Origin of the sequence: Micromonospora sp. NPDC049060 (genome assembly GCF_040649055.1) — a bacterium.
GTDB classification, from domain to species: Bacteria; Actinomycetota; Actinomycetes; order Mycobacteriales; family Micromonosporaceae; genus Micromonospora; species Micromonospora reichwaldensis.
Genome location: NZ_JBEZEV010000075.1, coordinates 1 through 23574, shown reverse-complemented (window position 1 = coordinate 23574; position 23574 = coordinate 1). Strand labels below are relative to the sequence as shown.

Genomic DNA, 23574 nt, shown 5'->3' with positions numbered 1-23574 from the left:
GCCGGGGCGTGACGACGCGCGTCGGCCGCGGCGGCGCTGGCACGGCGGACCGGCCGCCCCGTCAGATCAGGCCGTGGGCCAGCATCGCCTCCGCCACCCGGCGGAACCCGTCGATGTTGGCCCCGGCCACGTAGTCGCCGGGCAGCCCGTACTCCTCGGCGGTGCTCCAGCAGCGGTCGTGGATGTTGCGCATGATGTCGCGCAGCCGCTGCTCCGACTCGGCGAACGTCCACGAGTCCCGGCTGGCGTTCTGCTGCATCTCCAGCGCGCTGACCGCCACGCCGCCGGCGTTGGCCGCCTTGCCCGGCGCGAAGCGCACCCCGGCCCGGCCGAGGATGCGTACCGCCTCCGGCGTGGTGGGCATGTTCGCGCCCTCCACCACCGCGACGCAGCCGCCGGCCACGAGCGCCGCGGCCTCCGCGCCGCCGATCTCGTTCTGCGTCGCGCACGGCAGCGCCAGCTCGCAGGGCACCTCCCAGACGGTACGGCCGGAGACCGCCACCGCGTGCGGCACGTGCCGGGCGTAGTCGTCGAGCCGGGCCCGGCGCTGCTCCTTCAGCTCCCGCAGCAGCTCCAGGTCGATGCCCTTGTCGTCGAGGACGTAGCCGGACGAGTCGGAGCAGGCGACCACCCGCCCGCCGAGCTGGTGCACCTTCTCGATCGCGTAGATCGCCACGTTGCCGGAGCCGGAGACCACGACCCGCTTGCCCTCCAGGCTGTCCCCGGTCTGCCGGAGCATCTCGTCGGCGAAGAAGACCGCCCCGTAGCCGGTCGCCTCGCGGCGCACCTGCGCGCCCCCGTACGCCAGGCCCTTGCCGGTCAGCACCCCCGACTCGTACCGGTTGGTGATCCGCTTGTACTGGCCGAACAGGTAGCCGATCTCGCGGCCGCCCACGCCGATGTCCCCGGCCGGCACGTCGGTCTCCGCGCCGATGTGCCGGTACAGCTCGGTCATGAAGCTCTGGCAGAACCGCATCACCTCCCGGTCCGAGCGACCCTTCGGGTCGAAGTCCGCGCCGCCCTTGCCGCCACCGATCGACAGCCCGGTCAACGCGTTCTTGAAGATCTGCTCGAAGCCCAGGAACTTCACGATCCCCAGGTAGACCGACGGGTGGAAGCGCAGCCCGCCCTTGTACGGCCCGAGCGCGCTGTTGAACTCCACCCGGAAGCCCCGGTTGACCTGGATCCGGCCGCGGTCGTCCTCCCACGGCACCCGGAAGATGACCTGCCGCTCCGGCTCGCAGATCCGTTCGATGATCCGCGCCTCGGCGTACTCGGGGTGTCTGGCCAGCGCCGGGCCGATGCTCTCCAGCACCTCGCGTACCGCTTGGTGGAATTCCGGCTCGCCCGGATTGCGGGCGACCACGCTGGTGAACACCGTCTCCACGGTCTCCGGCATACGACACGTCCCTTCACTTGCGCTGGTAGACCCTGTTGCTACCACCCGGACCCGGTTACCCGCCAACCGTCCCGCGATACGGACCGTGACCTCCGTCCGGTTCACTGGTCGCGTGGACGAGTCGATCTGGGACGCGGTCCGGGCCTCGCGCGGCTGGTTGGACGCCGCCAACGGCACCGGACAGACCGAAATGACCTGCCGGATCCTCAAGCTGACCGAGGAGGCGGGGGAGGCGGCGAGCGCCTGGATCGGTCTGCTCGGCCAGAACCCGCGCAAGGGCGTCACGCACAGCCGCGAGGACGTGGCGGCGGAACTGGCGGACGCGGCGTTCACCGCGCTGGTCGCCATCGAGAGCCTCGGGCTGGACTCCCGTCTCGTGCTCGACGCGTGCGCCAGAAAGGCCCGCGCCCGCGTCGGTCCGCCTCCCGCCTGAGCCGCCGCGCCCGGAGCCGCCGCGCCCGCTCGGTCCGTCTCCCACCTGAGTCGCGGCGCCCGCGTCGGTCCGCTTCCCGGGCTGAGTCGCCGCGTCCGCCGGGGCCACATCCCGGGCTGGGCCGCCGCGCCCGCGTGATGTCGACTTCCGGCTGGGTCGCCGTGCACCCGCCGGGTCGCCGCGTTTCCGGCGCGGCGGCCCACCGGTGCCTGTCGGGACGTCAGAGGCCGTGGCGACGGTCGCCCACCACCTGCTCGCAGAGTGCCGCCTCCGAGCGCGCGGAGAACGGGGCGCGGTGGGCGGCGACGGCCCGTCGGGTCTCCTCGGCGACCAGATCGGCGTTGATCTGCGCCGCGACGACCACGCCGGCCGCCGCGGCGGCACCGACCTGGGCCGCCGGATCCGTGACGTTGCCGGCGACCCACACCCCGGGCACGTCGGTGCGGCCCGTCGCGTCGGAGGGGACGTGCTCGCCGACCCCCGCCGGGTGTGCCGCGGGCCGCAGCCCGAGCGCCGCGAGGAAGCCGGCGCGCGCCACCATCCGCGACGAGACGGCCAGCGCCTCCCGGCGCACGAGAGTGCCGTCGCCCAGCCGTACGCCCACGAGGCGGTCCTCCACGACCTCCAGGGACGCGACCTCGCCGTCGACCACGCGGATCTCCCGGGCCGCCAGCTGCTCCGCCTGCTCGGCGGTGAGCGCCATGGTGTGCTGGAAGTACGTGACGTCGGCGCTCAACTGCCGGAACAGCAGCGCCTGGTGCACCGAGAACGGCCCGCTGGCCAGCACGCCGATGGCCCGGTCGCGGACCTCCCAGCCGTGGCAGTACGGGCAGTGCAGCACGTCCCTGCCCCAGCGCTCCCGCAGGCCCGGGACGTCCGGCAGCTCGTCCACCAGCCCGGTGGCCACCAGCAGCCGGCGCGCGCGGAGCGTCCGACCGTCGGCCAGCGTCACCGTGAAGCCGTCGTCGTCGCGGTTCGCGGCGGCGACCTCGCCGGTGACCACCCGGCCACCGTAGCCGCGTACCTCCGCCCGGCCGCGTTCCAGCAGCTCGGCCGGCCGGATCCCCTCGCGGGCCAGCAACCCGTGCACGCCCTCCGCCGGGGCGTTGCGCGGCGCGCCCGAGTCGAGCACCACCACCGAACGTCGCACCCGGGCCAGCGTCAGCGCCCCGCTCAACCCCGCGGCGCCACCCCCGATCACCACCACGTCGTAGCTGCCGTCCAACCGATCGGTCACCGTGACCACCTCCCGCGACCACGATGCGGTCGCCGCTACCACGGTGGCAAACATTGTTGCCATAGTGGCAAGATGGCGGCATGGGCGACGACCTGGACCAGACGCTCGGCGCGGTCGGTCCCCGGCTGCGCGCGCTGCGCCGGCAGCGGGAGACCACCCTGGCCGACCTGTCGGCGGCGACCGGCATCTCGGTGAGCACGCTCTCCCGGCTGGAGTCCGGTTCCCGCCGGCCCACCCTCGAACTGCTCCTCCCGCTGGCCAGGGCGCACGGCGTCACGCTCGACGAACTCGTCGACGCCCCGTCCACCGGCGACCCGCGCGTCCACCTGCGCCCGGTCACCCGCCACGGGATGACCATGCTGCCCCTGACCCGCCGGCCCGGCGGCATCCAGGCGTACAAGCTGGTGATCCCGGGCGGCGGTCGCAGGGCGGAGCCCGATCCGCAGACCCACGAGGGCTACGAGTGGCTCTACGTCCTCAACGGGCGGCTGCGGGTCGTCCTCGGCGACCAGGACCTCGTGCTCACGCCGGGGGAGGCGGCGGAGTTCGAGACCCGCGTACCGCACTGGTTCGGGTCGGCCGACGCCGAGCCGGTCGAGTTCCTCAGCCTCTTCGGCAGGCAGGGCGAACGCGCCCACCTCCGCGCCCGCCCGAAAACCGAACCCCGTTCCCAACCCTGACCCCCAACCCCCACCCCGCGCCCCTCCCTCCCGCCCACCCTCCGTTGATCATGAAGTTGTTGCCGCTTCTGGAGATCGAATCGGTCGATAACTTCATGATCAACATGGAGATTGAGGGCGCGGCGGGGCGGCGGGGGAGCGGGGCGGACGTGAGGATGGGGGGATGAGTGACGTACGGGTGTGGGGCGAGCAGGCGGGGGTCGTCGTACTGCCGAGTGGGGCGCGGGTGCGGGGACGACGGATCGCGGACGAGGCGTCGCCCGCCGACTTCGCCCTGCTGCTGGCACCCGGGCCGACGCCCGCCTGGCCGCACCGGCGGATCCGGTGGCCCGACTTCTGGGTGCCGGTCGACCGGGCGGACGCGATCGACGCGCTGACCGAGGCCCTGCGTCGCGCCCACGACGGCGAACGCGTCGAGGTGGCCTGCCGGGGCGGCACCGGGCGCACGGGCACCGCGCTGGCGGCGCTGGCGATCCTCGACGGGCTGCCGCCCGAGCAGGCGGTGGACTGGGTGCGTGCCACCTACCGCCCGCGGGCCGTGGAGACGCCCTGGCAGCGTCGCTGGCTGCGCCGCCTCCCCTGACGCACCGCAGCGGTGACTCCCTGCGCCGGGGCGGGCGGGCGCGGCGGGTTGTGGTGCTTGTCATCGGACGTGTTTGGGCAGGTCACAGGGGGTAGGAGTGGCGCCGCACCCCGATCTCCGAGGCAGGTACCAGGCGCCATGGCTCCATCCCGCATCCCCGTCCGCCAGCACGGCGCCCACCGGGCGCCGGCCCGCCCGGCGTCGGTGACCGCCCGCACCGTGGCGTCGCTGGCCGTTCTCGTCGTACTCGCCACGCTCTTCCTCGACGCCCTGCTGATCATCGTCGGGCTGCTCACCCCGGTCGCGGCGTCGGTGTCGCCGTTACGGCGTTGGGCGCGCCGGCTGGCGGCGCCGTCCGGCCGGTGGCTCAGCGGCCCACGTACTCGCGCAGGTGACGGGCGGTCAGCGTGTCGCCGTGGGCGACCAGGTCGGCCGGCGTGCCGGTGAAGACGATCCGGCCGCCGTCGTGTCCCGCCCCCGGGCCGAGGTCGATCAGCCAGTCGGCGTGCGCCATGACCGCCTGGTGGTGCTCGATGACGACGACGGTGTTGCCGGCGTCGACCAGCCGGTCCAGCAGGGCGAGCAGTTGGTCCACGTCGGCCAGGTGCAGGCCGGTGGTCGGCTCGTCCAGGACGTACGTGCTCCCGCTGTCGGCCATGCGGATGGCCAGCTTGAGCCGCTGCCGCTCGCCGCCGGAGAGCGTGTTGAGCGGCTGGCCCAGGGTGAGGTAGCCGAGCCCGACGTCGACCAGCCGGTCGAGGATCGCCCGGGCGGGGCCGCCGGGGAAGAAGTCCCGGGCCTCCGTGGCCGGCATCGCGAGCACCTCGCTGATGTTCTTCCCGCGCAGGCGGTAGGTGAGCACCTCGTCGGTGAAGCGTCGCCCCTCGCACCGCTCGCAGACCGAGGCGACGCCGGCCATCATCGCCAGGTCGGTGTAGACCAGGCCGATGCCCTTGCAGGTGGGGCAGGCGCCTTCGGAGTTGGCGCTGAACAGCGCGGCCTTGACCCCGTTGGCCTTGGCGAAGGCGGTGCGGATCGGGTCCAGCAGGCCGGTGTAGGTGGCCGGGTTGCTGCGCCGGGAACCCCGGATCGGTGACTGGTCGACGACCACCACGCCGTCGCGGCGGTGCAGCGAGCCGTGGATCAGTGAGCTCTTGCCGGAGCCGGCCACGCCGGTCACCACGGTCAGCACCCCGAGCGGGATGTCGACGTCGACGTCGCGCAGGTTGTGCAGGTCGGCGTTGCGGATCGACAGCTGGCCGGCCGGCCGGCGTACGTGCTCGCGCAGGCGTACCCGGTGGTCGAGATGCCGGCCGGTGGGGGTGTCGGAGCGGCGCAGGCCGGCGACGTCACCGGTGAAGCAGATCCGACCGCCGGCCGTGCCGGCCCCGGGCCCGAGATCGACCACGTGGTCGGCGATGGCGATCGTCTCGGGCTTGTGCTCGACGACCAGCACCGTGTTGCCCTTGTCGCGCAGGTGCAGCAGCAGGTCGTTCATCCGGGCGATGTCGTGCGGGTGCAGGCCGACCGTCGGTTCGTCGAAGACGTACGTGACGTCGGAGAGGCTCGAGCCGAGGTGCCGGACCATCTTCACCCGCTGCGCCTCGCCGCCGGAGAGGGTGGCGGACTCGCGGTCCAGGCTGAGATAGCCCAGGCCGATCTCGACCAGCGAGTCGAGCAGGTCGCGCAGGTTGCCGGTCAGCGGGGCGACCGACGGGTCGTCGATGGCTCGGACGAACCCGGCCAGGTCGCTGATCTGCATCGCCGAGCACTCGGCGATGTTGCGCCCGGCGATCCGGGACGAGAGCGCCGCCGCGTTGAGCCGGGTCCCGCCGCAGTCGGCGCAGGTGGTGAAGGTGACCGCCCGGTCGACGAACGCCCGGATGTGCGCCTGCATCGACTCGCGGTCCTTGGCCAGGTAGAGCCGGCGTACCTTGACCGCCAGGCCCTCGTACGTCCAGTTGTTGCTGCCCACCTTGATCTTCGTGGACGGCTTGTGGAGGAAGTCCTCCCACTGCTGCGGCGTGTAGTCCTGGAGCTTCGTGTCGGGGTCGAACAGACCGGAGTGGACGATGGTCTGCCAGTACCACGAGTCGACGGCGAAGTTGGGCACCTTGATCGCGCCGTCGTTGAGCGAGCGTTCCACGTCGACGAGTTCGTCGACGTCGAGGTCGGAGACCCGCCCGAGGCCCTCGCAGGCCGGGCACATGCCCTCGGCCAGGTTGAAGCTGAACGCGCCGGCCCCACCCACGTGCGGGGTGCCGAGCCGGCTGAAGACGATGCGCAGCATCGCGTACGCGTCGGTGGCGGTGCCGACGGTGGAGCGCGAGTTCGCGCCCATCCGCTCCTGGTCCACGACGATGGCCGCGCTGAGGTTGCGCAGCGAGTCGACGTCGGGTCGGCTCACGTTCGGCATGAACGACTGGAGGAAGGCGCTGTAGGTCTCGTTGATCAGGCGCTGCGACTCTGCGGCGATGGTTCCGAAGACCAGGGACGACTTCCCGGAGCCGGAGACCCCGGTGAAGACGGTCAGCCGGCGCTTGGGGATGTCCACCGAGACGGAGGCGAGGTTGTTCTCCCGGGCGCCGCGTACCTCGATCATGTCGTGACTGTCGGCGGCGGACCGTGCTGGCTGCTGCATGCGAACCCTTCGCGAGATCGTGGGCGGAGTCCCGCCCGGGGTACATCTACGGGGGCCAGGCCGCCTTCAATCGTCTCATTCAACCTCCCGTGGAGGGTTTCACCTCCTCCTGCGGGGCCAACGGCCCGGAGTAAGAGGGAAAGTCTCAAACCACGTGTAGACCGGTAGGGTGGCCCGGTGGTGGATGCGGGAGGACGGGCCGGACGGTGGCGGGGGGCGGAGGTCGCGGCGACCGCGGGCATCTCCGTCCAGCAGGTGCGCAACTACGTCGACCTCGGCGTGCTGCCGCCGGTCGAGCGCACGCCCGCCGGCTACCGCGTCTTCACCGGCGACCACGTGCGGGCGCTGGCGGTGGTCCGGCGGATGGCCGAGGGGCACGGCTGGGCGCGTACCCGGGAGGTGATGGCCGCGGTGCACCGGGGCGACCTGGCGGCGGCGCTGGCGGCGCTCGACGCCGGCCACGCCGAGCTGGACCGGGAGCGGGCCGACATCCGGCGGGTGCTCGGCGCGTTCGAGACCGTGGTGACCAGCCCGGCCGCCGTCCTGCCGGCGCCCCGGCGCGGGGCCCGCATCGGCGAGGTCGCCGACCTGGTCGGCGTCCGCACCTCGCAGCTACGGCTGTGGGAGCAGCGCGGCCTGCTCCGGCCGGTCCGCGAGCGCGGCACCGGCTACCGGGTGTACGACGCGGCCGAGCTGCGCGCCGCGCAGGTCGTGGCGCTGCTGCGCCGGGGCGCGTACCCGTTCGACATCGTCGCGGCGGTGCTCGGCGAGATGCGTACCACCGGCAGTGCCCAGCGGGTCCACGCGGAGCTGGCCAAGCGGGAGCAGGAACTGCACCGGCGCAGCCTGCGGCGGCTGCACGCCTCGGCCGCGCTGTACGACTACCTGCGCCACCGCGACCCGGCCCTGCCCGGGTGACTCAGCGCAGCACCAGCAGGTCGAGGTGGTCGACGACCGGGCCGCTCGCCCTGTCGGCGGCGGCCCGGAGCCGGGCCAGGCCGTCGGCGTACTCCTCGTCGGTGATCGACTGGAGCGGGGTGTGGGCCCGGCGGTCGAGGCGCTCGGCGAACTCGGCCAGCGACGCCGCCGTGGTCTGCGCGACGGGTTCGACGGTGCTGACGGTGAACCCGGCCGTGGCGAACGCCGCCCGCACGCGCGCCAGGTCCGGATAGGTCTCGAGGACGCGTACCGCCTCCGGGAACCAGCGGAACAGCGTGATCCGCTGGTGCCGGCCGGGAAACGGCGAGCGGATCAGCACGGGCGCGCCCGGGCGGAGCACCCGGCGCAGCTCCCGCGCCGCCGCGTCGAGGTCGGGGATGTGGTGCACCATCGTGGACAGCCACGCGGCGTCCGCCACGGAGTCGCGCAGCGGCAGCGCGACGGCGTCGCCGGCGAGCAGTGGCCGGTGGCTGGCGCGGGAGCGCATCGCCCCGGCGGGCTCCACCCCCACCACCCGGGCGCCGAACCACTCGGTGAAGGCGGTGGCCCAGGCGCCGGTGCCGGCCCCGAGGTCGAGCAGCGTGGTGCCGGTACGCGGCCGAAGGTGTTGCTGCACCGCGTGCCGCCACCGGTCCAGGCCGCTGCGCGGCAGCTCCCGGGTGGCGGCGAAGGCTGCCGCGTCGGCGTCGTCGTAGGAGATCAGAGCCACGGCCATCACCTCGCCACCGTCGCCGGGCGGTCCGGGCGATCGTTCCCCGGTTCTAGTCGGTGAGCGCTGCCGGAGGCAACGGCTTGTGAGCCAACCGACGCGGTGCGTCCCGCCCCGTGGGAGTCCTCCCGTCGACGCGGGCCGACGGGGCCCGGCAGCGCCCCGCCCCCGCCGGGCTCAGAGCGCCACCGCCGCCGAGGTCAGAGCGCCACCGCCGCCAGCACCAGCAGGGCGCACGCCGTCTCGACCAGCCCCACCCGCATCGGCGCGACCGGGCGCCCGGCGAGCAGCACCGCCCGGGCCAGCAGCACCGCGAAGACCACGGCGACCGGCACCGGCGCCCAGAGCGCGGCGGCGACCGCGACGACGGCGTGGTACGTCCACGACACCCACCGGTACCGGACGCTGTCCCGCTCCCGGATCATCGTCTTGACGTGCACGACGGTGCCGACCAGGTAGCCCAGCGCCACGACCGTCACCCCGACCACGCCGGTCCACGGCACCCCGGCGACCGTGGCGACGACGAGACCGAGCAGGCCGCACTGCGTCACGAAGGCGAGGTCGTTGACGAACGCCCGGTCGCGCCGCCGGCGCGCGTAGCCGGCGTTGACGGCGGCGAGGGCCACGAAGAACGGGGCGTAGGCGAGCGTCGCGGGCCGGGCCACCAGCACCGGCGTGCCGAGCGCGACGGTGGCGAGCCCGTACCCGACGAGGTGCGGGCGCACCCGGCGGATCCGTCCGGTCTTGACCGCCTGCAACCCGAAGTAGGACAGCGGGTATCCGGCGAGCGCGGCCCCGAGCAGGGGAAGGTGCAGCGGGTGCGGGCCGGTGACGGTCAGTGCCGCCAGGAAGGGCAGCAGCAGCATCGCCCATGCGCCGTGCTGCGGCGGCACCCAGCTCGGCGACCGGCCCCGGCCCGGAGCGTGGCCGGGGGCGGCCACGGCGGGGCTCCCGGCCGGGCGGTGACGACGGGCCGGGACGGTGCTCACGGCCGCGGCGTCACGGTGAGCAGGACGGCGGCGTCCGTGACGGCGTGCAGCGCGTGCCGCAGCGGCGGAATGACCACGAGGTCGCCGGCGTCGCCCTCCCAGGACTCGTCCCCGGCCACCAGGCGCACCCGCCCCACGAGCACCTGCAGCGTCGCCTCGCCCGGGCTGTCGTGCTCGTCGAGGGACCGGCCGCCGCGCAGGGCGAGCAGGGTCTGCCGCAGGCGGCGGTCCCGGCCCGCGTGCAGGGAGCGTGCGCTGCGTCCGCTGTCGGCCTCCCGCGCGGCGGCGAGCTGCTCGTCGGCGAGGCGGGTCAGCGAGAGGGCTTCCATGGTCGTCCCTTCGTCGGTGTCGGGCGGCCCGCGGGGCGGGGATGCCGCCTGCGGCGGCGCCCGGCACGTAAACCGGAAGATCGGGTACCGCTTTCAGTCTCCAGCTTCCGCCCCGGCCGGGCCCCGCGGCAGGGCCGATGGTCCCGGAACCGGTGAGTCCGCGCCGCGGAAACGGTCGGGCGGAAGGTGAGCCGGCCACGCCTTCGACCCGTCCCGGGCCCCCGGGCCTGGAGAACCCGGCCCGCGCCCCGAACTCCGCCGACTAGGGTGCGGTGCATGAAGGTTCGGCTGCTGGCGGCCACGGCGACCGCCGTCCTCCTCGGCACCGGCGCTCCCGTCCCCGCGGCGGCCGGCCCGGCCGGTCCCGTCGCTCCCGTGACTTCGCCCGGCGTCGTCGCGTCCCCGCCCGGCGTGGCGCCGTCCGCGCCCGGGGCCGTCGGGTCCGCGCCCGGGGCCGTCGGGTCCGCGCCCTGCCCGAAGGCGCCCGCGCCCAGGGTGTCCCGGCCGCCGCGTCCGTCACCGCCGCCGGCTGTGCCGGAGGAGCGGGCCGTGGGCGGCCAGGCGCTCGACACCGCCGGTCTGATCGTCCCGGCGGGGGCCGCGCGCCCGCCGGCGGTCACCGCGACCTCGTGGCTGGTCGCCGACCTGGACACCGGCCAGGTGCTGGGCGGCTGCGGCCCGCACGAGTACGGCACCCCGGCCAGCGTGCAGAAGCTGCTGCTGGCGGCCACCATGCTGCCCCGACTCGACCCGCAGCAGGTCGTCACCGTCACCGCCGGGGACATGGACATCGAACCCGGCTCCTCGGCCGTCGGGCTGGTCGCCGGCGGGCGGTACCGGATCGAGACCGTCTGGCTCGGGCTGCTGCTCCAGTCCGGCAACGAGGCGGCCAACGTGCTGGCGCGCCTCGGCGGCGGGCCGGACGGAATGGCCGGCGGCGTGCGGGCGATGAACGAGGAGGCGCACCGCCTCGGCGCCCTCCAGACCCACGCGGTGACCCCCTCTGGTCTCGACGGACGAGGCCAGTTCACCAGCGCGTACGACCTGGCGCTGGTCGCCCGGGCCTGCTTCGCCGACCCGACGTTCCGCCGGTACGCGCTGACCGAGACGCACCGCATCCCCGCCCAGCCGGCGCAGCGCACCAAGGGTTTCGAGATCCAGAACGAGAACCAGCTCGTCTACCGCTACCCGGGCGCGCTCGGCGGCAAGACCGGCTTCACCGACCTGGCCCGGCACACCTACGTCGGGGCGGCCCAGCGCAACGGGCGGCGGCTGGTGGTCACGCTGCTCGGTGCCGAGCCGCAGCCCGCACGGGGCTGGGAGCAGGGCGCCGCCCTGCTCGACTGGGGCTTCACGCTGCCGCGGGGCTCCGCCGTCGGCCGGCTGGTCGAGCCCGGGGAGTTGACCGCCTCGGCGACCCCCTCGCCACCCGCGCTCGCCGCCACCGTCGATCCGCGCCCGGCCGCGGCCAGCGGCCCGCTCGAGGACGGGCTGATCGCCCGGTGGCCCGTCGCCGCGCTCGCGGCGGGGGCGGTCGCGCTGCTGGGGGCGGCGCTGCTCTGGCGCCGCCGGGCGGCCCGGCGCCGGTACGGCAGGGCCCCTTCCTGACCTCGACCGGGCGGGGCGGATCGACAAGCGACGACGGGATCCATAGACTCCGGTCTTTCCAGCGCCACGAGTCCAGGAGGATCCCCGTGTCGAGCGAACCCCGACCGCACCCCGTCCCGCCGTCGATCGAGGCGCCCCGCCGGCCGGCCCGTACGCTGTCCCGCTTCGCCGGGGTGGCCCTGGTCGCGGGCGCGCTGGTCACCGGTGGCGGCGCCGCAGCGGTCGCCGCGCCCGGCGGAGCCCCGGCCGACGCCGCCGTTTCCCGGGTCACGCCCGGCCCGTGCGCCTACACGGAGACGCCCGAGGACCCCGCCGCCAGGCCGGTCCCGCTGCCGCCCGACCCGAGGCGCACCCCCGACCGGGGCAGCGTGCGCGTCACGCTGCGCACCAACCAGGGGCCGATCGGGCTGACCCTCGACCGGGAGGCGGCCCCCTGCACCGTGCAGAGCTTCCTGCACCTGGTGCGCCACCGCTTCTACGACCGGACCTCCTGCCACCGGCTCACCGCGTACCCGACGCTGAAGGTGCTCCAGTGCGGTGACCCGTCCGGCACCGGCTCCGGCGGCCCCGGCTACCGCTACGCCGACGAGCTACCCACCGACCTGCCGCCCGCGCCGACCGACCCGACCGGCGTACGCCGGCTCTACGCCCGGGGCACCCTCGCCATGGCCAACGCCGGCCCGGACACCAACGGCAGCCAGTTCTTCCTGGTCCAGTCGGACTCGGCGCTGCGCCCCAATTACACGGTGTTCGGCTCGATCGACGCCGCCGGCCTGGCCACCCTGGACCGGATCGCCGCTGGCGGCATCACCCCCACCGTCGAGGACCCCGCGCCGGTCGACGGCGCGCCCGCCCTGCCGGTGGACATCCGGCGCGCGGTCAAGCACCACCACCCGCACCACTGAACCCGAAGGCCCGGTGCTCCCCGCCGGCCGCGGCCCCGTTCCGGTACGTCCGGCCGGTCCGCGACGGCGGGGCCGGCGCGCCGGTCCGGAACATCCGCCGGCCCGCGCGCGGTGGCTTCCGGTGGTCAGGCCGGTGGCGATCCTCCGGAACTTCCGGAACGCTGTCGGGAGCGCCGCGGCCGGACGGCGAGCCGCGCGGTGGCGCTCACGGCCGGCGCGGGGGCGCCGTGCTGTCCCGGACGACCAGGTTGGTGGCGAGTTCCACCCGGGGGGAGTCGATGCCCTCGCCCTGCGCCAGCCGCAGCACGGTCCGGGCGGCCAGGCGACCCATCTCCACAAGCGGTTGCCGGACGGTGGTCAGCGGCGGTGAGGCCCAGCGGGCCTCGGGCAGGTCGTCGAAGCCCACGACGCTGACGTCGTCGGGGATCCGCAGCCCGCGGCGGCGGACGGCCTCGTAGACGCCGAAGGCCATCTGGTCGCTGGCCGCGAAGATGGCCGTCGGCGGGTCGTCGAGGTCGAGCAGCGCCGTGCCGGCGGCGAAGCCCGAGGCGTGGTAGAAGTCGCCGGGATGCACCAGGCGGTCCTCCACCGGCACCCCGGCCGCCTCCAGCCCGGCCCGGTGGCCGTCCAGGCGGGCCCGGCTGCACAGCAGGTGCGTCGGCCCGGCGACGAAGCCGATCCGCCGGTGCCCGAGCGACAGCAGGTGCTCGGTCGCGGCGAGCCCGCCGGCCCAGTTGGTGGCGCCGACGGTGGGCACGTCGGTGGCGGGCACGCCGGCCGGGTCGATGACGACCACTGGCACGTTGAGGCGGCGCAGCTGCGCGTGCAGCGGCGGGCTCAGGTGCGAGGTCACGAAGATGACGCCGTCGGTGGCGCGGGCCCGCAGGTTCTGCAACCACTGCCGAGCGGCGGTCGACTGGCGGTGGATCGCGGAGACCACCGTGCCGACGCCCGCGCCGTGCCCGACGTCCTCGACCCCCCGGATGATCTCGACAGCCCAGGGGCTGTCCAGGTCGTTGAAGACCAGGTCGACCAGGCCGACGCGGCTGACCGTGCGGCTGCCGCGGCGCTGGTAGCCGTGCTGGCGCAGCAGCTCCTCCACCCGCTCGCGGGTGCCGGGAGCCACGTCCGAGCGCCCGTTGAGCACCCGCGACACGGTCGGCACCGAGACCCCGGCCTCCCGCGCGATGGCGGTGATGGTGATCCTGCGCCCGTCGTCGCCGTCCACCCGCGTCTCCTTCACCGGTCGGAAGACCGACCGTACCCGTGACCACCGAAAAACGTCCGGAACGGCGGGGCCGCTCCAGGGGCCATCTTGCCCCACGATCGGGGGTTGACGACACGGCAGGTCGGTTCTAGCGTTCGGACGAGTTACGGAAGTATTCCGGAAACTTGTCGGACACCTTTCGGTCGTCGCGCCAGCGGCGACGTCCCCCACCACACCCCCACCACGAGAGGTCGATCATGACTGTACGTACGCGGCTCGCCCGCGTCGTCGCGCTCGGCGCCGCCCTGGCGCTGGCGCTGCCACTGACCGCCTGCGGCGACGGTGACTCGGCCGCCGGCCAGGACGAGATCCGCATCCTGGTCTACGGCGACGCCACCAACAAGGTCGAGAAGCAGCTCGTCGACACGTTCAACAAGACGTCGAAGGTCAAGGCGGTGCTGGACACGATCCCCGGCGCCGACTACCAGACCAAGCTCCAGACGATCATCAACACCAAGCAGGCGCCGGACGTCTTCTTCAACTGGGGCGGCGGCAGCATCACCCCGTTCGTCAAGGCAGACCTGTTGCTGCCGCTCGACGACATGATCGCCAAGGACCCGGGGTTGAAGGCGAACTTCCTGCCGTCGGTCTTCAACACTGCAATGGTCGACGGCAAGGCGTACGGGGTGCCGATGCGCGGCACCCAGCCGGTGCTGCTGTTCCACAACAAGAAGGTCCTCGCCGACGCCGGCATCACCCCGCCGAAGACGTGGGACGACCTGCTGGCGGCCGTGCGGACGCTCAAGGGCAAGGGGATCACGCCGATCGCCCTCGGCGGCGGCGACCAGTGGCCGACCCAGATGTGGTACCAGTACCTCTACGACCGGGTGGCCGGCCCCGAGCTGTTCGCCAAGGCGCTCGGCGGCGACAAGAGCGCCTGGGAGAGCCCGGAGAGCCGCCGCGCCCTGGAGCTGCTGCGGCAGCTGACCGACGCGGGCGCGTTCGGCACCAACTTCGACTCGGTCAAGTTCACCGACGGCGGCTCTCCGGCACTGCTGTCCAGCGGCAAGGCCGGCTTCGAGCTGATGGGCTCCTGGAACTACTCGACCCACCACGACGCCAACCCGACCTTCGCCGCCGAGGGCCTCGGCTGGAGCGCCTTCCCGAGCGTCCCGGGCGGCAAGGGTGACCCGCGCAACGTGGTCGGCAACACCAACAACTTCTACTCCGTGCTGAAGAAGACCAAGCACCCGGAGGCGGTGGCGGAGTTCCTCAAGCTCCAGTACTCCGACGAGTTCGTCCAGGCGCAGCTCGCCATCGGCAACCTGCCCACCACCACCAACACCGAGAAGTTCCTCGACGGCGCCACCAACCCGGACTACCTGAAGTACCAGTTCACCCTGGTCAAGGAGGCCCCGAACTTCCAGCTCTCCTGGGACCAGGCGTACCCGCCGGCCGCGACCACGACCATCCACCAGGCCGTGCAGCAGTACTGCAACGGCCGGCTGGACGCCGCCGGCTTCATCAAGGCGATGCAGTCCCTCCAGGCGGGCTGAGCGCGACCATGTCCACCACCACCCTCGCCGCCTCCACCGCGACGGAGCAGCGACGGGCCCGACGACGCCCGGGCGGCCCCACCCTCAGCCGCCCGGGCTTCGCCTGGGCGCTGCCCGCCACCCTGTTCTTCGGGCTCTTCGCGCTCGTCCCGCTGGTCCTCGTGGTCGTGCTCAGCTTCACCAGCTGGGCGGGCCTCGGCTCGCCGGAGTACGTCGGGCTGGACAACTGGCAGCGGCTCGCCCGCGACCCAGTGATGATCAACAGCCTGTGGCTGAGCGTCCTGCTCACCGCCCTCGGCGTGCTGGTCCAGACGCCGCTGAGCCTGCTGATCGGCGTGTGGGCGGCCGGGCCGCAGCGCAACCGGGCCGTGCTCTCCGCCATCTTCTTCCTGCCGCTGCTGCTGTCGGCGACCGCCGTGTCGGTGCTGTGGCGGGCGCTGCTCGACCCGAACTTCGGCGTGCCCGGTCAGGCCCCGTGGCTGTTCGGCGACGGCAACCTCTTCGGCAGCCGGACGGGCGCGATCGCCGTGCTGGTCTTCGTCGGCAGTTGGCAGTTCATCCCGTTCCACGCGCTGATCTACCAGGGCGCGGCCCGCGCCGTGCCGGCGGTGCTCTACCAGGCCGCCGAGGTCGACGGCGCCGGCCGGTGGGAGCAGTTCCGCCACGTCACCCTGCCGCAGCTGCGCAACGCCATGATCACCTCCGTGGTGCTCATGGTCGTCGGCGGCCTGACCACGTTCGACACCGTGCTGATCCTCACCCAGGGCGGGCCGGGGACCGACACCACCATCACCGCCTACCACATGTACGAGCAGGCGTTCCGCAGCTTCGACTTCGGCGCCGGGGCGGCCATCGCCCTGCTCCTCGTCGTCGTCGCCACCGTCATCTCGCTGATCGTGGTCCGGGTCTCCGGCTACGACAAGATGCGCTCCACGATGGAGGGCCTGTGAAGCGGCACCGCCCCAACTGGCTGGCCGGCATCGCCGCCCTGGCCTGGCTCCTCGTGGTCGGCCTGCCGATCTACGTCATGCTCGCGACCACCGTGCAGACCCGCGAGGGCTACGGCCGCAACGGCCCGCTCGTCCCGCCCGACACCTTCACCCTCGACAACTACACCGGCGCCTTCGACGAGGGCTTCGGCCGCTACCTGTTCAACACCCTCGTGGTGACGGTGAGCGTGGTGGCCATCGTGCTGCTGCTCGTGCCGCCGTTGGCGTACGCCATCGTGCGCAGCCGCAGCCGGCTCACCTCCGGTGTGTTCCGGCTGTTCCTGCTGGGCCTGGCGATCCCGGCGCAGGCGGTCATCGTGCCGATCTTCTACCTGATCAGCAAGGCGGGGCTCTACGACAACCTCGTCGGCGTCATCCTGCCCACCGCCGCGTTCTCGCTGCCGGTGTGCGCGCTGATCCTCAGCGGCGTCATGCGGGACATCACCCCCGACCTGTACGAGGCGATGGCCATCGACGGCGCCAGCCCGGCGCGGGTCTTCGCCCAGCTGGTGCTGCCGCTGTCGCGCGGCGGGATCGCCACGATCGCGGTCTTCTCCGCCCTCCAGGCGTGGAACGGCTTCCTGTTCCCGCTGATCCTCACCCAGTCCGACTCCACCAAGGTGATCACCCTCGGCCTCTACAACTTCCAGACGCAGTACGGGATCAACATACCCGGCCTGCTCGCCGCGGTCGTGCTGTCGATGGTGCCCGTCCTGCTCGTCTATCTGTTCGCCCGGCGGGCCCTGGTGCAGGGGCTGATGGGCGTCGGAGGAAAGTGACCGACAACGTGACCCTCGACATCGCCCCCGGCACCGCGATCTGGACCGACCCGACCCTCGACCTCGCGACCCGGGTGGACGCCCTGGTCGCCGCGATGACCCTGCCGGAGAAGGTGGCCCAGCTCTACGGCGTCTGGGTCGGCGCCGCCGCCGACGGGGGAGAGGTCGCGCCGTACCAGCACGACATGGAGGAACCGGTCGACCTGGACGACCTGCTGGACGTCGGCCTCGGCCAGCTCACCCGGCCGTTCGGGACCGCGCCCGTCGATCCCGCGCTCGGCGCACTGTCGCTGCTGCGGACCCAGCAGCGCGTCGCCGCCGCCAACCGGTTCGGCATCCCGGCGATGGCGCACGAGGAGTGCCTGGCCGGCTTCGCCGCCTGGGGTGCCACCGCGTACCCCGTGCCGCTGTCCTGGGGCGCCACCTTCGATCCGGAGCTGATCGGGCGGATGGCCGCGGCCATCGGTGCCGACCTGCGCCGCGTCGGGGTGCACCAGGGGCTGGCCCCGGTGCTCGACGTGGTGCGCGACGCGCGCTGGGGGCGGGTGGAGGAGACGATCGGCGAGGACCCCTACCTGGTGGGCACCGTCGCCACCGCGTACGTGCGGGGCCTGGAGTCCGCCGGCGTGGTGGCGACGCTGAAGCACTTCGCCGGCTACTCCGCCTCCCGGGGCGGGCGCAACCTGGCGCCGGTGGCGATGGGCCCCCGCGAGCGCGCGGACGTGATCATCCCGCCGTTCGAGATGGCGGTACGCGAGGGCGGCGCGCGGTCGGTGATGCACGCCTACACCGACACCGACGGGATGCCCTCGGCGGCCGACGAGGAGCTGCTGACCGGCCTGCTCCGCGACGCCTGGGGTTTCCCGGGCACCGTCGTGGCCGACTACTTCGGCATCGCCTTCCTGCACACCCTGCACGGCGTGGCCGGCAGCTGGGCCGAGGCGGCGGCCGAGGCCCTGGCAGCGGGCGTGGACGTCGAGCTGCCGACGGTGAAGACGTTCGGCGCGCCGCTGCGCGAGGCGCTCGCGGCCGGCGCGGTGTCGGAGGCACTGATCGACCGGGCGGTGCGCCGGGTGCTGACGCAGAAGGCGCAGCTCGGTCTCCTCGACGCCGACTGGAGCCCGGTGCCGGCCGCGCTGGCGGGCGCCGACCTGTCCGACCCGGAGGCGCTGCGCGGCACCGTCGACCTGGACCCGCCCGCCAACCGGGCGCTGGCCCGCGAGGTGGCCGAGCGCTCCGTGGTGCTGCTGGCCAACGACGGCACCCTGCCGCTGGACCGGCCGGCCCGCATCGCGCTGGTCGGGCCGCAGGCGGAGAGCCCCACGGCGGTGCTGGGCTGCTACTCGTTCCCCGCCCACGTCGGCTCCCGGCATCCCGAGGTGCCCGTCGGCATCGCGCTGCCCACCCTGGCGGCGGCGCTGCGCGCCGAGTTCCCCGGCAGCGTCGTGGTCACCGTGGCCGGCGTCTCCGTCGACGGCGACGACACCTCCGGGGTGCCGGCGGCCGTCGCGGCGGCGCGGGACGCGGACGTGGTCGTCGCCGCGCTCGGCGACCGGGCGGGACTGTTCGGGCGGGGCACCAGCGGCGAGGGCTGCGACGCCGAGTCGCTGGCCCTGCCCGGGGCGCAGCAGCACCTGCTCGACGCGCTGCTGGACACGGGTACGCCCGTGGTGGTGACGCTGCTCGCCGGGCGGCCCTACGCGCTGGGCCGGGCGGTGACCGACGCGGCGGCGATCGTGCAGTCGTTCTTCCCCGGCGAGGAGGGCACCCCGGCCATCGCCGGCGTGCTCAGCGGCCGGGTCGCACCGCAGGGGCGGCTGCCGGTCAGCGTGCCCCGGGGGCCGGGCGCGCAGCCGACCACCTACCTGTCGGCCCGGCTGGGCCAGGCCAGCGACGTCTCCAACGTCGACCCGACGCCGGCGTTCGGCTTCGGGCACGGACTGGGCTACACCACGTTCGACTGGTCGGGCCTGGTCGTCGACGAGCCGCTCGCGCCGACCGACGGTGAGCTGCGGCTGCACTTCACGGTGCGCAACACCGGCTCCCGGTGGGGCAGCGAGGTGGTGCAGGTGTACGCCCACGACCCGGTGGCCTCGGTGGTCCAGCCCGTGCAGCGCCTCGTCGGCTACCTGCGGGTGCCGCTGGAGGCGGGCGTGGCCTGCCGGATCGACCTGGCGGTGCCGGCCGACCTGTTCGCCTTCACGGGGCGCGACGGGCGGCGCGTCGTGGAGCCGGGGGAGCTGGAGCTGCGGCTGGCGGCGTCCAGCACGGACCACCGGCTCGTGGCGGCGGTCGCGCTGCGTGGTCCGGCCCGGCACGTCGACCACACCCGGCGGCTGCACCCCCGGTTCGCCGTCACGCCGTCGGCCGGCTGAGCGGTGGCCCTCACCGACCTGCCCGAGGAGCAGCTGCGGGCGTACCGCGGCGGGGTGCGGGAGCCGGCGGACTTCGACCGGTTCTGGGCGGACACGCTCGCCGAGTCGCGGGAGTGCGGCTGGCCGGTGCGCGCCGAGCCGGTGCCCACCGGGCTGGCCACGATCGACGTGCTCGACGTGACCTTTCCCGGCTTCGCCGGGCAGCCGGTGCGGGCCTGGCTGCGGCTGCCGCGCGGCGCCGGGTCGCCCCTGCCCACCGTCGTGCAGTACGCCGGCTACGGCGGCGGCCGGGGCCACCCGCTGGAGAACCTGCTGTGGGCCTCGGCCGGGTTCGCGCACCTGCAGATGGACACCCGGGGGCAGGGGGCGGGCTGGGCCCGGGGGGACACCCCGGATCCGGCCGCCGCCGGCCCCGAGGCGCCCGGGGTCGCCACCCGTGGCGTGACGGACCCCCGCACGTACTACTACCGGCGGTTCCTCACCGACGCGGTGCGGGCGGTGGACGCCGCCCGGACCCTGCCGGCGGTCGATCCGGCGCGGGTCGCGGTCCTCGGGCACAGCCAGGGCGGCGGGGCGGCGCTCGCCGTCGCCGCGTTGACGCCCGACCTGCGGGCCGTCGTGGCCGGCGTGCCCTTCCTGTGTGACATCCCGCGCGCGATCGTGCTCACCGACGCGCAGCCGTACCGGGAGATCCGCGACTATCTGGCCGTCCACCGGCACGCCGAGGAGCGGGTGCTGGACACCCTGGCCTACGTCGACGGGGTGAACTTCGCCCGCCGGTGCCACCTGCCGGCCCGCTTCTCCGTCGCGCTGATGGACGAGATCGTGCCGCCGTCGACGGTCTTCGCCGCCGTCAACGCCTGCCGGGGGCCGACGGAGCTGTCGGTCTGGCGCTACAACGGTCACGAGGCCGGCGGGATCGACGACGACGAGGCGGCGATGCGCTTCCTGCGCGTACACCTCTCGCCGGACCGGGCGCCCGACGGCCCGTAGCCTGATAGACAGGGGTGTGGCCAGGCCAGCGCGGATCCGCCGGCGAACCGCGACCGTTTGTGGGCGGGCCGTCGCGGCCGTCGTGATCGTGGCGCTGGCGCCGGGCTGCACCCGGCCCGCGCCGTCGCCGGCACCGTCCGCCCCGCAGACGTCGGCGGCCACGCCGCGCGGGCCGGGCCTCGTCGTCCTCACCGACGTCGACCCGCGCATCCGCACCGACATCCGGTACGCGGGCGCGCACAACTTCGTCGGACGCCCGGTCGCCGGTTACGCCGAGCCGCTCTGCCTGTTCACCCGCCGGGCCGCCGAGGCGCTGCGCCGGGTGCAGGACGCCGCCCTCGCCCGGGCCCGCAGCCTGAAGGTGTACGACTGCTACCGCCCGCAGCGGGCCGCCGACGACTTCGTCGAGTGGGCCGGGCAGCCCGGGGAGCAGCGGATGAAGGCCGAGTTCTATCCCCGGGTGGCCAAGTCCGAGCTGTTCGACGAGGGCTACATCGGCGCCCCCACCGCCCACAGCCGGGGCAGCACGCTCGACCTGACCCTGGTCGACGTGCCGACCCCGACCCAGCCCTCGTACGTCCCGGGCCAGCCCCTGGTCTCCTGTACCGCCCCCGAGGGGCAGCGGTTCGCGGACGACGGCGTCGACATGGGCACTGGCTTCGACTGCTTCGACCCGCTCGCGCACACCGACTCGCCGCAGGTCACCGGCGTGGCCCGGGACAACCGGCGGCTGCTGCGGCAGCTCATGACCGACGGGGGCTTCGTCAACTACGACCGCGAGTGGTGGCACTACCGCTACCGCGACGAACCCTGGCCGGACACCTACTTCGACGTGCCGGTGGCCCGCTCCTCGGCCGGGCCGGCGGGGTCCTAGCTAGGGCTGTGTCGAAGTCGATCACAGCATTCCTTGATGGGGCCAGGCGCAGGATTGGCTCAGACTATGACCGCTGCGCCGGCTGGACTACCCTGCCGCTGTCACGGACCAGCGGCGGGCCAGCGCCGTTGCTGCAAGGAAGGCGGTGAGGATGATCGCCGCTTCGGCCGCGATCGCCAGTGGGGTGAGCGGGTAGTTGAGCGACCAGGCGAATGCGGCCGCCGCGGCGATCGCGGCTGCGATAGCGGGTGGTAGCAGCAGTGTCATTCGCGCCGCAGTGTGTCGGATGTGGGGTGCGTCTCGTAGGGCGATGCGTACGGCGAGGACGGCGCCGGCGACGACAACCGCTGCGACGCCGCCGTAGAAGACACCAGCGGCAAGCCACACCGGCACGCGCATGCTTCGCGGCAGGTCGAATGCCGCCACGAATGCCTGGTGCAGGCTAATGACCACGATGTAGCCCACGACGAGGGAGAGGGTCTGCTGCACCGGCAGGTGACAGGTGTAGTCACGCGGCCTGACTGGCCGGTGCGTGTATGATGGTCTCGAATTCGACAGGGGTCAACCGGGACAGCGATCGCTGGCGTCGGCGGCGGTGGTAGGTCCGTTCGATCCAGGTCACGATCGCGATCCGGAGTTGCTGGCGGGTGGTCCATGATCGCCGGTTCAGGACGTTGTTCTGCAGGAGTCCGAAGAAGGATTCCATGGCGGCGTTGTCGCCGGCGGCGCCGACTCGGCCCATCGATCCGGTCATGTGGTGGCGGTTGATGGCTCGGACGAACTTCCTGGACCTGAATTGGGCGGATTCAACTGGTCGTCGCAACACCTTGTCGGAGAGGTGGAGCGATGGGTATTGGGCCAAGGCAGAAGCAGGTTCGGGAGTATCGGGGACAGCTCCCTTCGCCGGGACGGCCGACGGTGGCGTGGCGTGAGGACCGGGTCAAGTTCTGGGCTGCGATCCGATCTGGTGTGATGACCGAGGACGCGGCCGCGGCGGCGGGCGTGTCCTCGCCGGTCGGGTTCCGGTGGTTCCGGCACGCTGGCGGCGTGAATCCTGCGTTGCCGCCGACAGTGTCGGGCCGCTATCTCTCGTTCAGCGAACGAGAGGACATCGCTCTGGCGCGGGCGCAGGGCATGGGCGTTCGTGCGATCGCCCGCCGGCTCGGCCGGGACCCGTCGACCATCTCGCGGGAGTTGCGGCGCAACGCCTCGACCAGGACCTACCGGTTGGACTACAAGGCCTCGACCGCGCAGTGGCATGCCGAACGCCGAGCCCGCCGGCCGAAAACCGCGAAACTGCTGGCCAATGAGCGGCTCCGCGAGTATGTCCAGCAACGGCTTGCCGGTGCGATCCGAACAGCGGACGGCCGGCCGGTTGCTGGACCCCAGGGCCCGCAGTGGAAGGGCCGCAACAAGCCCCACCGGGCCGATCGGGCATGGACGACCGGGTGGAGCCCGGAGCAGATCTCTCGCAGGCTCAGGGCCGAGTTCCCGGAGGATGAGTCCATGCGCATCAGCCACGAGGCGATCTACCAGGCGCTCTATGTCCAGAGCCGCGGCGCCCTCAAGCGCGAACTCGTCGCCTGCTTGCGGACCGGCCGGGCGCTTCGCGTTCCCCGAGCCCGCGCGAAGCAACGCGCGTGGGCACACGTCACCAACGGGACGCTGATCAGTGAACGGCCCGCCGAAGTTGCCGACCGTGCCGTCCCCGGGCACTGGGAAGGGGATCTGATCATCGGGTTGCAGCGCTCCGCGATCGGGACACTGGTCGAACGAACCACGAGGTTCACGATGCTGATCCACCTGCCTCGTGAAGCCGGCTGGGGCGTGATTCCGCGGACGAAGAACGGCCCCGCCCTCGCCGGCTATGGAGCGATCACGATGAGCAAAGCCCTCGCCGAGACGATCACCCAACTGCCCGAGCAACTGCGCAGGTCGCTGACGTGGGACCGCGGCAAGGAGTTGTCGGCGCACGCACGCTTCACGGTCGAAACCGGCGTCCCGGTGTTCTTTGCCGACCCGCACAGCCCCTGGCAACGCGGCACCAACGAGAACACCAACGGGCTGCTGCGGCAGTACTTCCCGAAAGGCACCGACCTGTCCAGGTGGAGCGCCGACGAGATCAACGCTGTCGCCCATGCGCTCAACAGCCGACCCCGCAAAACCCTCGGCTGGATGACCCCAGCCGAAGCCCTCGACGAACATCTACGATCGCTCCAACAAACCGGTGTTGCGAGGACCGGTTGATTCCGCCTTGGGATCCGCGGTCGGTGTGCAGGATGCAGCCGGCCAGGCCGGCGCGTCTGGCGGCGGCGTTGTCCAGTGCGGCGACGGCCAGGCGGGACTTCA

21 protein-coding genes and 1 pseudogene are annotated in these 23574 nt (G+C 73.5%); 13 read left to right on the top strand and 9 right to left on the bottom strand.

Translation table 11 applies throughout. The annotated features are described in order from the left end of the window. Positions 1 to 61: 61 nt before the first annotated feature. Positions 62 to 1399, bottom strand: coding sequence for an NADP-specific glutamate dehydrogenase (gdhA, locus tag AB0B83_RS23140; protein WP_357579920.1), 1338 nt, complete (start codon positions 1397 to 1399; stop codon positions 62 to 64). 112 nt (positions 1400 to 1511) lie between these two features. Here gdhA and AB0B83_RS23135 point away from each other — a divergent pair, with 112 nt between their 5' ends. After that, positions 1512 to 1832, top strand: a complete 321-nt coding sequence (locus tag AB0B83_RS23135) for a MazG-like family protein (protein WP_357579919.1) — start codon at positions 1512 to 1514, stop codon at positions 1830 to 1832. 220 nt (positions 1833 to 2052) lie between these two features. On the opposite strand, the gene AB0B83_RS23130 is transcribed toward AB0B83_RS23135, so the two are convergent. After that, the gene (locus AB0B83_RS23130) at positions 2053 to 3069 is read right to left on the bottom strand and encodes an NAD(P)/FAD-dependent oxidoreductase (protein WP_357579918.1); all 1017 of its coding nucleotides are present in this window, start codon (positions 3067 to 3069) and stop codon (positions 2053 to 2055) included. An 80-nt stretch (positions 3070 to 3149) separates the two neighbouring features. On the opposite strand from AB0B83_RS23130, the gene AB0B83_RS23125 reads away from it, so the two are divergent. Further along, on the top strand, positions 3150 to 3749 hold the full coding sequence (locus AB0B83_RS23125; RefSeq protein WP_357579917.1) for an XRE family transcriptional regulator: 600 nt from the start codon (positions 3150 to 3152) through the stop codon (positions 3747 to 3749). Positions 3750 to 3912: 163 nt separating this feature from the next. Next, complete coding sequence (locus AB0B83_RS23120) at positions 3913 to 4332, top strand: protein-tyrosine phosphatase family protein (protein WP_357579916.1); 420 nt, start codon at positions 3913 to 3915, stop codon at positions 4330 to 4332. A gap of 367 nt (positions 4333 to 4699) precedes the next feature. Here the strand turns inward: AB0B83_RS23120 and AB0B83_RS23115 are convergent, their stop codons facing one another. Further along, positions 4700 to 6973 carry an excinuclease ABC subunit UvrA gene (locus AB0B83_RS23115; protein ID WP_357579915.1) on the bottom strand — a complete coding sequence of 758 codons (2274 nt, stop codon included), beginning with the start codon at positions 6971 to 6973 and terminating at the stop codon, positions 4700 to 4702. Between the two features lie 177 nt (positions 6974 to 7150). On the opposite strand from AB0B83_RS23115, the gene AB0B83_RS23110 reads away from it, so the two are divergent. After that, positions 7151 to 7891 carry a MerR family transcriptional regulator gene (locus AB0B83_RS23110; RefSeq protein ID WP_357579914.1) on the top strand — a complete coding sequence of 247 codons (741 nt, stop codon included), beginning with the start codon at positions 7151 to 7153 and terminating at the stop codon, positions 7889 to 7891. A gap of 1 nt (position 7892) precedes the next feature. Here AB0B83_RS23110 and AB0B83_RS23105 read toward each other — a convergent pair whose 3' ends face one another. From AB0B83_RS23105 to AB0B83_RS23095, 3 genes are all read right to left on the bottom strand, one after another. Continuing rightward, positions 7893 to 8621, bottom strand: coding sequence for a methyltransferase domain-containing protein (locus AB0B83_RS23105; protein ID WP_357579913.1), 729 nt, complete (start codon positions 8619 to 8621; stop codon positions 7893 to 7895). 200 nt (positions 8622 to 8821) lie between these two features. Beyond that, complete coding sequence (locus tag AB0B83_RS23100) at positions 8822 to 9562, bottom strand: YwiC-like family protein (RefSeq protein WP_357579912.1); 741 nt, start codon at positions 9560 to 9562, stop codon at positions 8822 to 8824. A 44-nt stretch (positions 9563 to 9606) separates the two neighbouring features. After that, on the bottom strand, positions 9607 to 9939 hold the full coding sequence (locus tag AB0B83_RS23095; protein ID WP_311411144.1) for a cupin domain-containing protein: 333 nt from the start codon (positions 9937 to 9939) through the stop codon (positions 9607 to 9609). 276 nt (positions 9940 to 10215) lie between these two features. Between AB0B83_RS23095 and AB0B83_RS23090 the strand changes: the two genes are divergently transcribed. Both AB0B83_RS23090 and AB0B83_RS23085 read left to right on the top strand, forming a co-directional pair. After that, positions 10216 to 11547, top strand: coding sequence for a D-alanyl-D-alanine carboxypeptidase (locus AB0B83_RS23090; RefSeq protein ID WP_357579911.1), 1332 nt, complete (start codon positions 10216 to 10218; stop codon positions 11545 to 11547). Between the two features lie 86 nt (positions 11548 to 11633). Then, positions 11634 to 12452, top strand: a complete 819-nt coding sequence (locus AB0B83_RS23085) for a peptidylprolyl isomerase (RefSeq protein ID WP_357579910.1) — start codon at positions 11634 to 11636, stop codon at positions 12450 to 12452. 205 nt (positions 12453 to 12657) lie between these two features. On the opposite strand, the gene AB0B83_RS23080 is transcribed toward AB0B83_RS23085, so the two are convergent. Next, positions 12658 to 13680 carry a LacI family DNA-binding transcriptional regulator gene (locus tag AB0B83_RS23080; RefSeq protein WP_357579909.1) on the bottom strand — a complete coding sequence of 341 codons (1023 nt, stop codon included), beginning with the start codon at positions 13678 to 13680 and terminating at the stop codon, positions 12658 to 12660. A gap of 236 nt (positions 13681 to 13916) precedes the next feature. Between AB0B83_RS23080 and AB0B83_RS23075 the strand changes: the two genes are divergently transcribed. The 6 genes from AB0B83_RS23075 (at position 13917) to AB0B83_RS23050 (ending at position 21225) form a co-directional block, all read left to right on the top strand. Next, entirely contained in the window at positions 13917 to 15215 is a 1299-nt protein-coding gene (locus AB0B83_RS23075) for an extracellular solute-binding protein (protein ID WP_357579908.1), read from the top strand. Between the two features lie 8 nt (positions 15216 to 15223). Next, positions 15224 to 16165 carry a sugar ABC transporter permease gene (locus AB0B83_RS23070; protein ID WP_357579907.1) on the top strand — a complete coding sequence of 314 codons (942 nt, stop codon included), beginning with the start codon at positions 15224 to 15226 and terminating at the stop codon, positions 16163 to 16165. Next, positions 16162 to 16983, top strand: coding sequence for a carbohydrate ABC transporter permease (locus tag AB0B83_RS23065; RefSeq protein WP_357579906.1), 822 nt, complete (start codon positions 16162 to 16164; stop codon positions 16981 to 16983). Before AB0B83_RS23070 ends, AB0B83_RS23065 begins: the two co-directional genes overlap by 4 nt. After that, on the top strand, positions 16980 to 19358 hold the full coding sequence (locus AB0B83_RS23060; RefSeq protein WP_357579905.1) for a glycoside hydrolase family 3 N-terminal domain-containing protein: 2379 nt from the start codon (positions 16980 to 16982) through the stop codon (positions 19356 to 19358). Before AB0B83_RS23065 ends, AB0B83_RS23060 begins: the two co-directional genes overlap by 4 nt. A gap of 3 nt (positions 19359 to 19361) precedes the next feature. Further along, on the top strand, positions 19362 to 20351 hold the full coding sequence (locus AB0B83_RS23055; protein WP_357579904.1) for an acetylxylan esterase: 990 nt from the start codon (positions 19362 to 19364) through the stop codon (positions 20349 to 20351). 88 nt (positions 20352 to 20439) lie between these two features. Beyond that, positions 20440 to 21225, top strand: a complete 786-nt coding sequence (locus AB0B83_RS23050) for a M15 family metallopeptidase (RefSeq protein WP_357579903.1) — start codon at positions 20440 to 20442, stop codon at positions 21223 to 21225. Positions 21226 to 21312: 87 nt separating this feature from the next. Here AB0B83_RS23050 and AB0B83_RS23045 read toward each other — a convergent pair whose 3' ends face one another. Both AB0B83_RS23045 and AB0B83_RS23040 read right to left on the bottom strand, forming a co-directional pair. Next, complete coding sequence (locus tag AB0B83_RS23045) at positions 21313 to 21714, bottom strand: hypothetical protein (RefSeq protein ID WP_357579902.1); 402 nt, start codon at positions 21712 to 21714, stop codon at positions 21313 to 21315. A gap of 19 nt (positions 21715 to 21733) precedes the next feature. Then, positions 21734 to 22027 (bottom strand): annotated as a pseudogene (locus AB0B83_RS23040) (integrase core domain-containing protein); the annotation flags it as partial. Positions 22028 to 22071: 44 nt separating this feature from the next. Here AB0B83_RS23040 and AB0B83_RS23035 point away from each other — a divergent pair. Continuing rightward, complete coding sequence (locus AB0B83_RS23035) at positions 22072 to 23472, top strand: IS30 family transposase (RefSeq protein ID WP_357579901.1); 1401 nt, start codon at positions 22072 to 22074, stop codon at positions 23470 to 23472. The last annotated feature ends 102 nt before the right edge of the window (positions 23473 to 23574 follow it).

Bases quoted from the DNA above. Each gene is read 5' to 3' on its own strand.
- AB0B83_RS23120 (WP_357579916.1), top strand. From the start codon at position 3,913: ATGAGTGACGTACGGGTGTGGGGCGAGCAGGCGGGGGTCGTCGTACTG.
- AB0B83_RS23095 (WP_311411144.1), bottom strand. From the start codon at position 9,939: ATGGAAGCCCTCTCGCTGACCCGCCTCGCCGACGAGCAGCTCGCCGCC.
- AB0B83_RS23090 (WP_357579911.1), top strand. From the start codon at position 10,216: ATGAAGGTTCGGCTGCTGGCGGCCACGGCGACCGCCGTCCTCCTCGGC.
- AB0B83_RS23125 (WP_357579917.1), top strand. From the start codon at position 3,150: ATGGGCGACGACCTGGACCAGACGCTCGGCGCGGTCGGTCCCCGGCTG.
- AB0B83_RS23070 (WP_357579907.1), top strand. From the start codon at position 15,224: ATGTCCACCACCACCCTCGCCGCCTCCACCGCGACGGAGCAGCGACGG.
- AB0B83_RS23075 (WP_357579908.1), top strand. From the start codon at position 13,917: ATGACTGTACGTACGCGGCTCGCCCGCGTCGTCGCGCTCGGCGCCGCC.
- AB0B83_RS23115 (WP_357579915.1), bottom strand. From the start codon at position 6,973: ATGCAGCAGCCAGCACGGTCCGCCGCCGACAGTCACGACATGATCGAG.
- AB0B83_RS23035 (WP_357579901.1), top strand. From the start codon at position 22,072: ATGGGTATTGGGCCAAGGCAGAAGCAGGTTCGGGAGTATCGGGGACAG.
- gdhA (WP_357579920.1), bottom strand. From the start codon at position 1,399: ATGCCGGAGACCGTGGAGACGGTGTTCACCAGCGTGGTCGCCCGCAAT.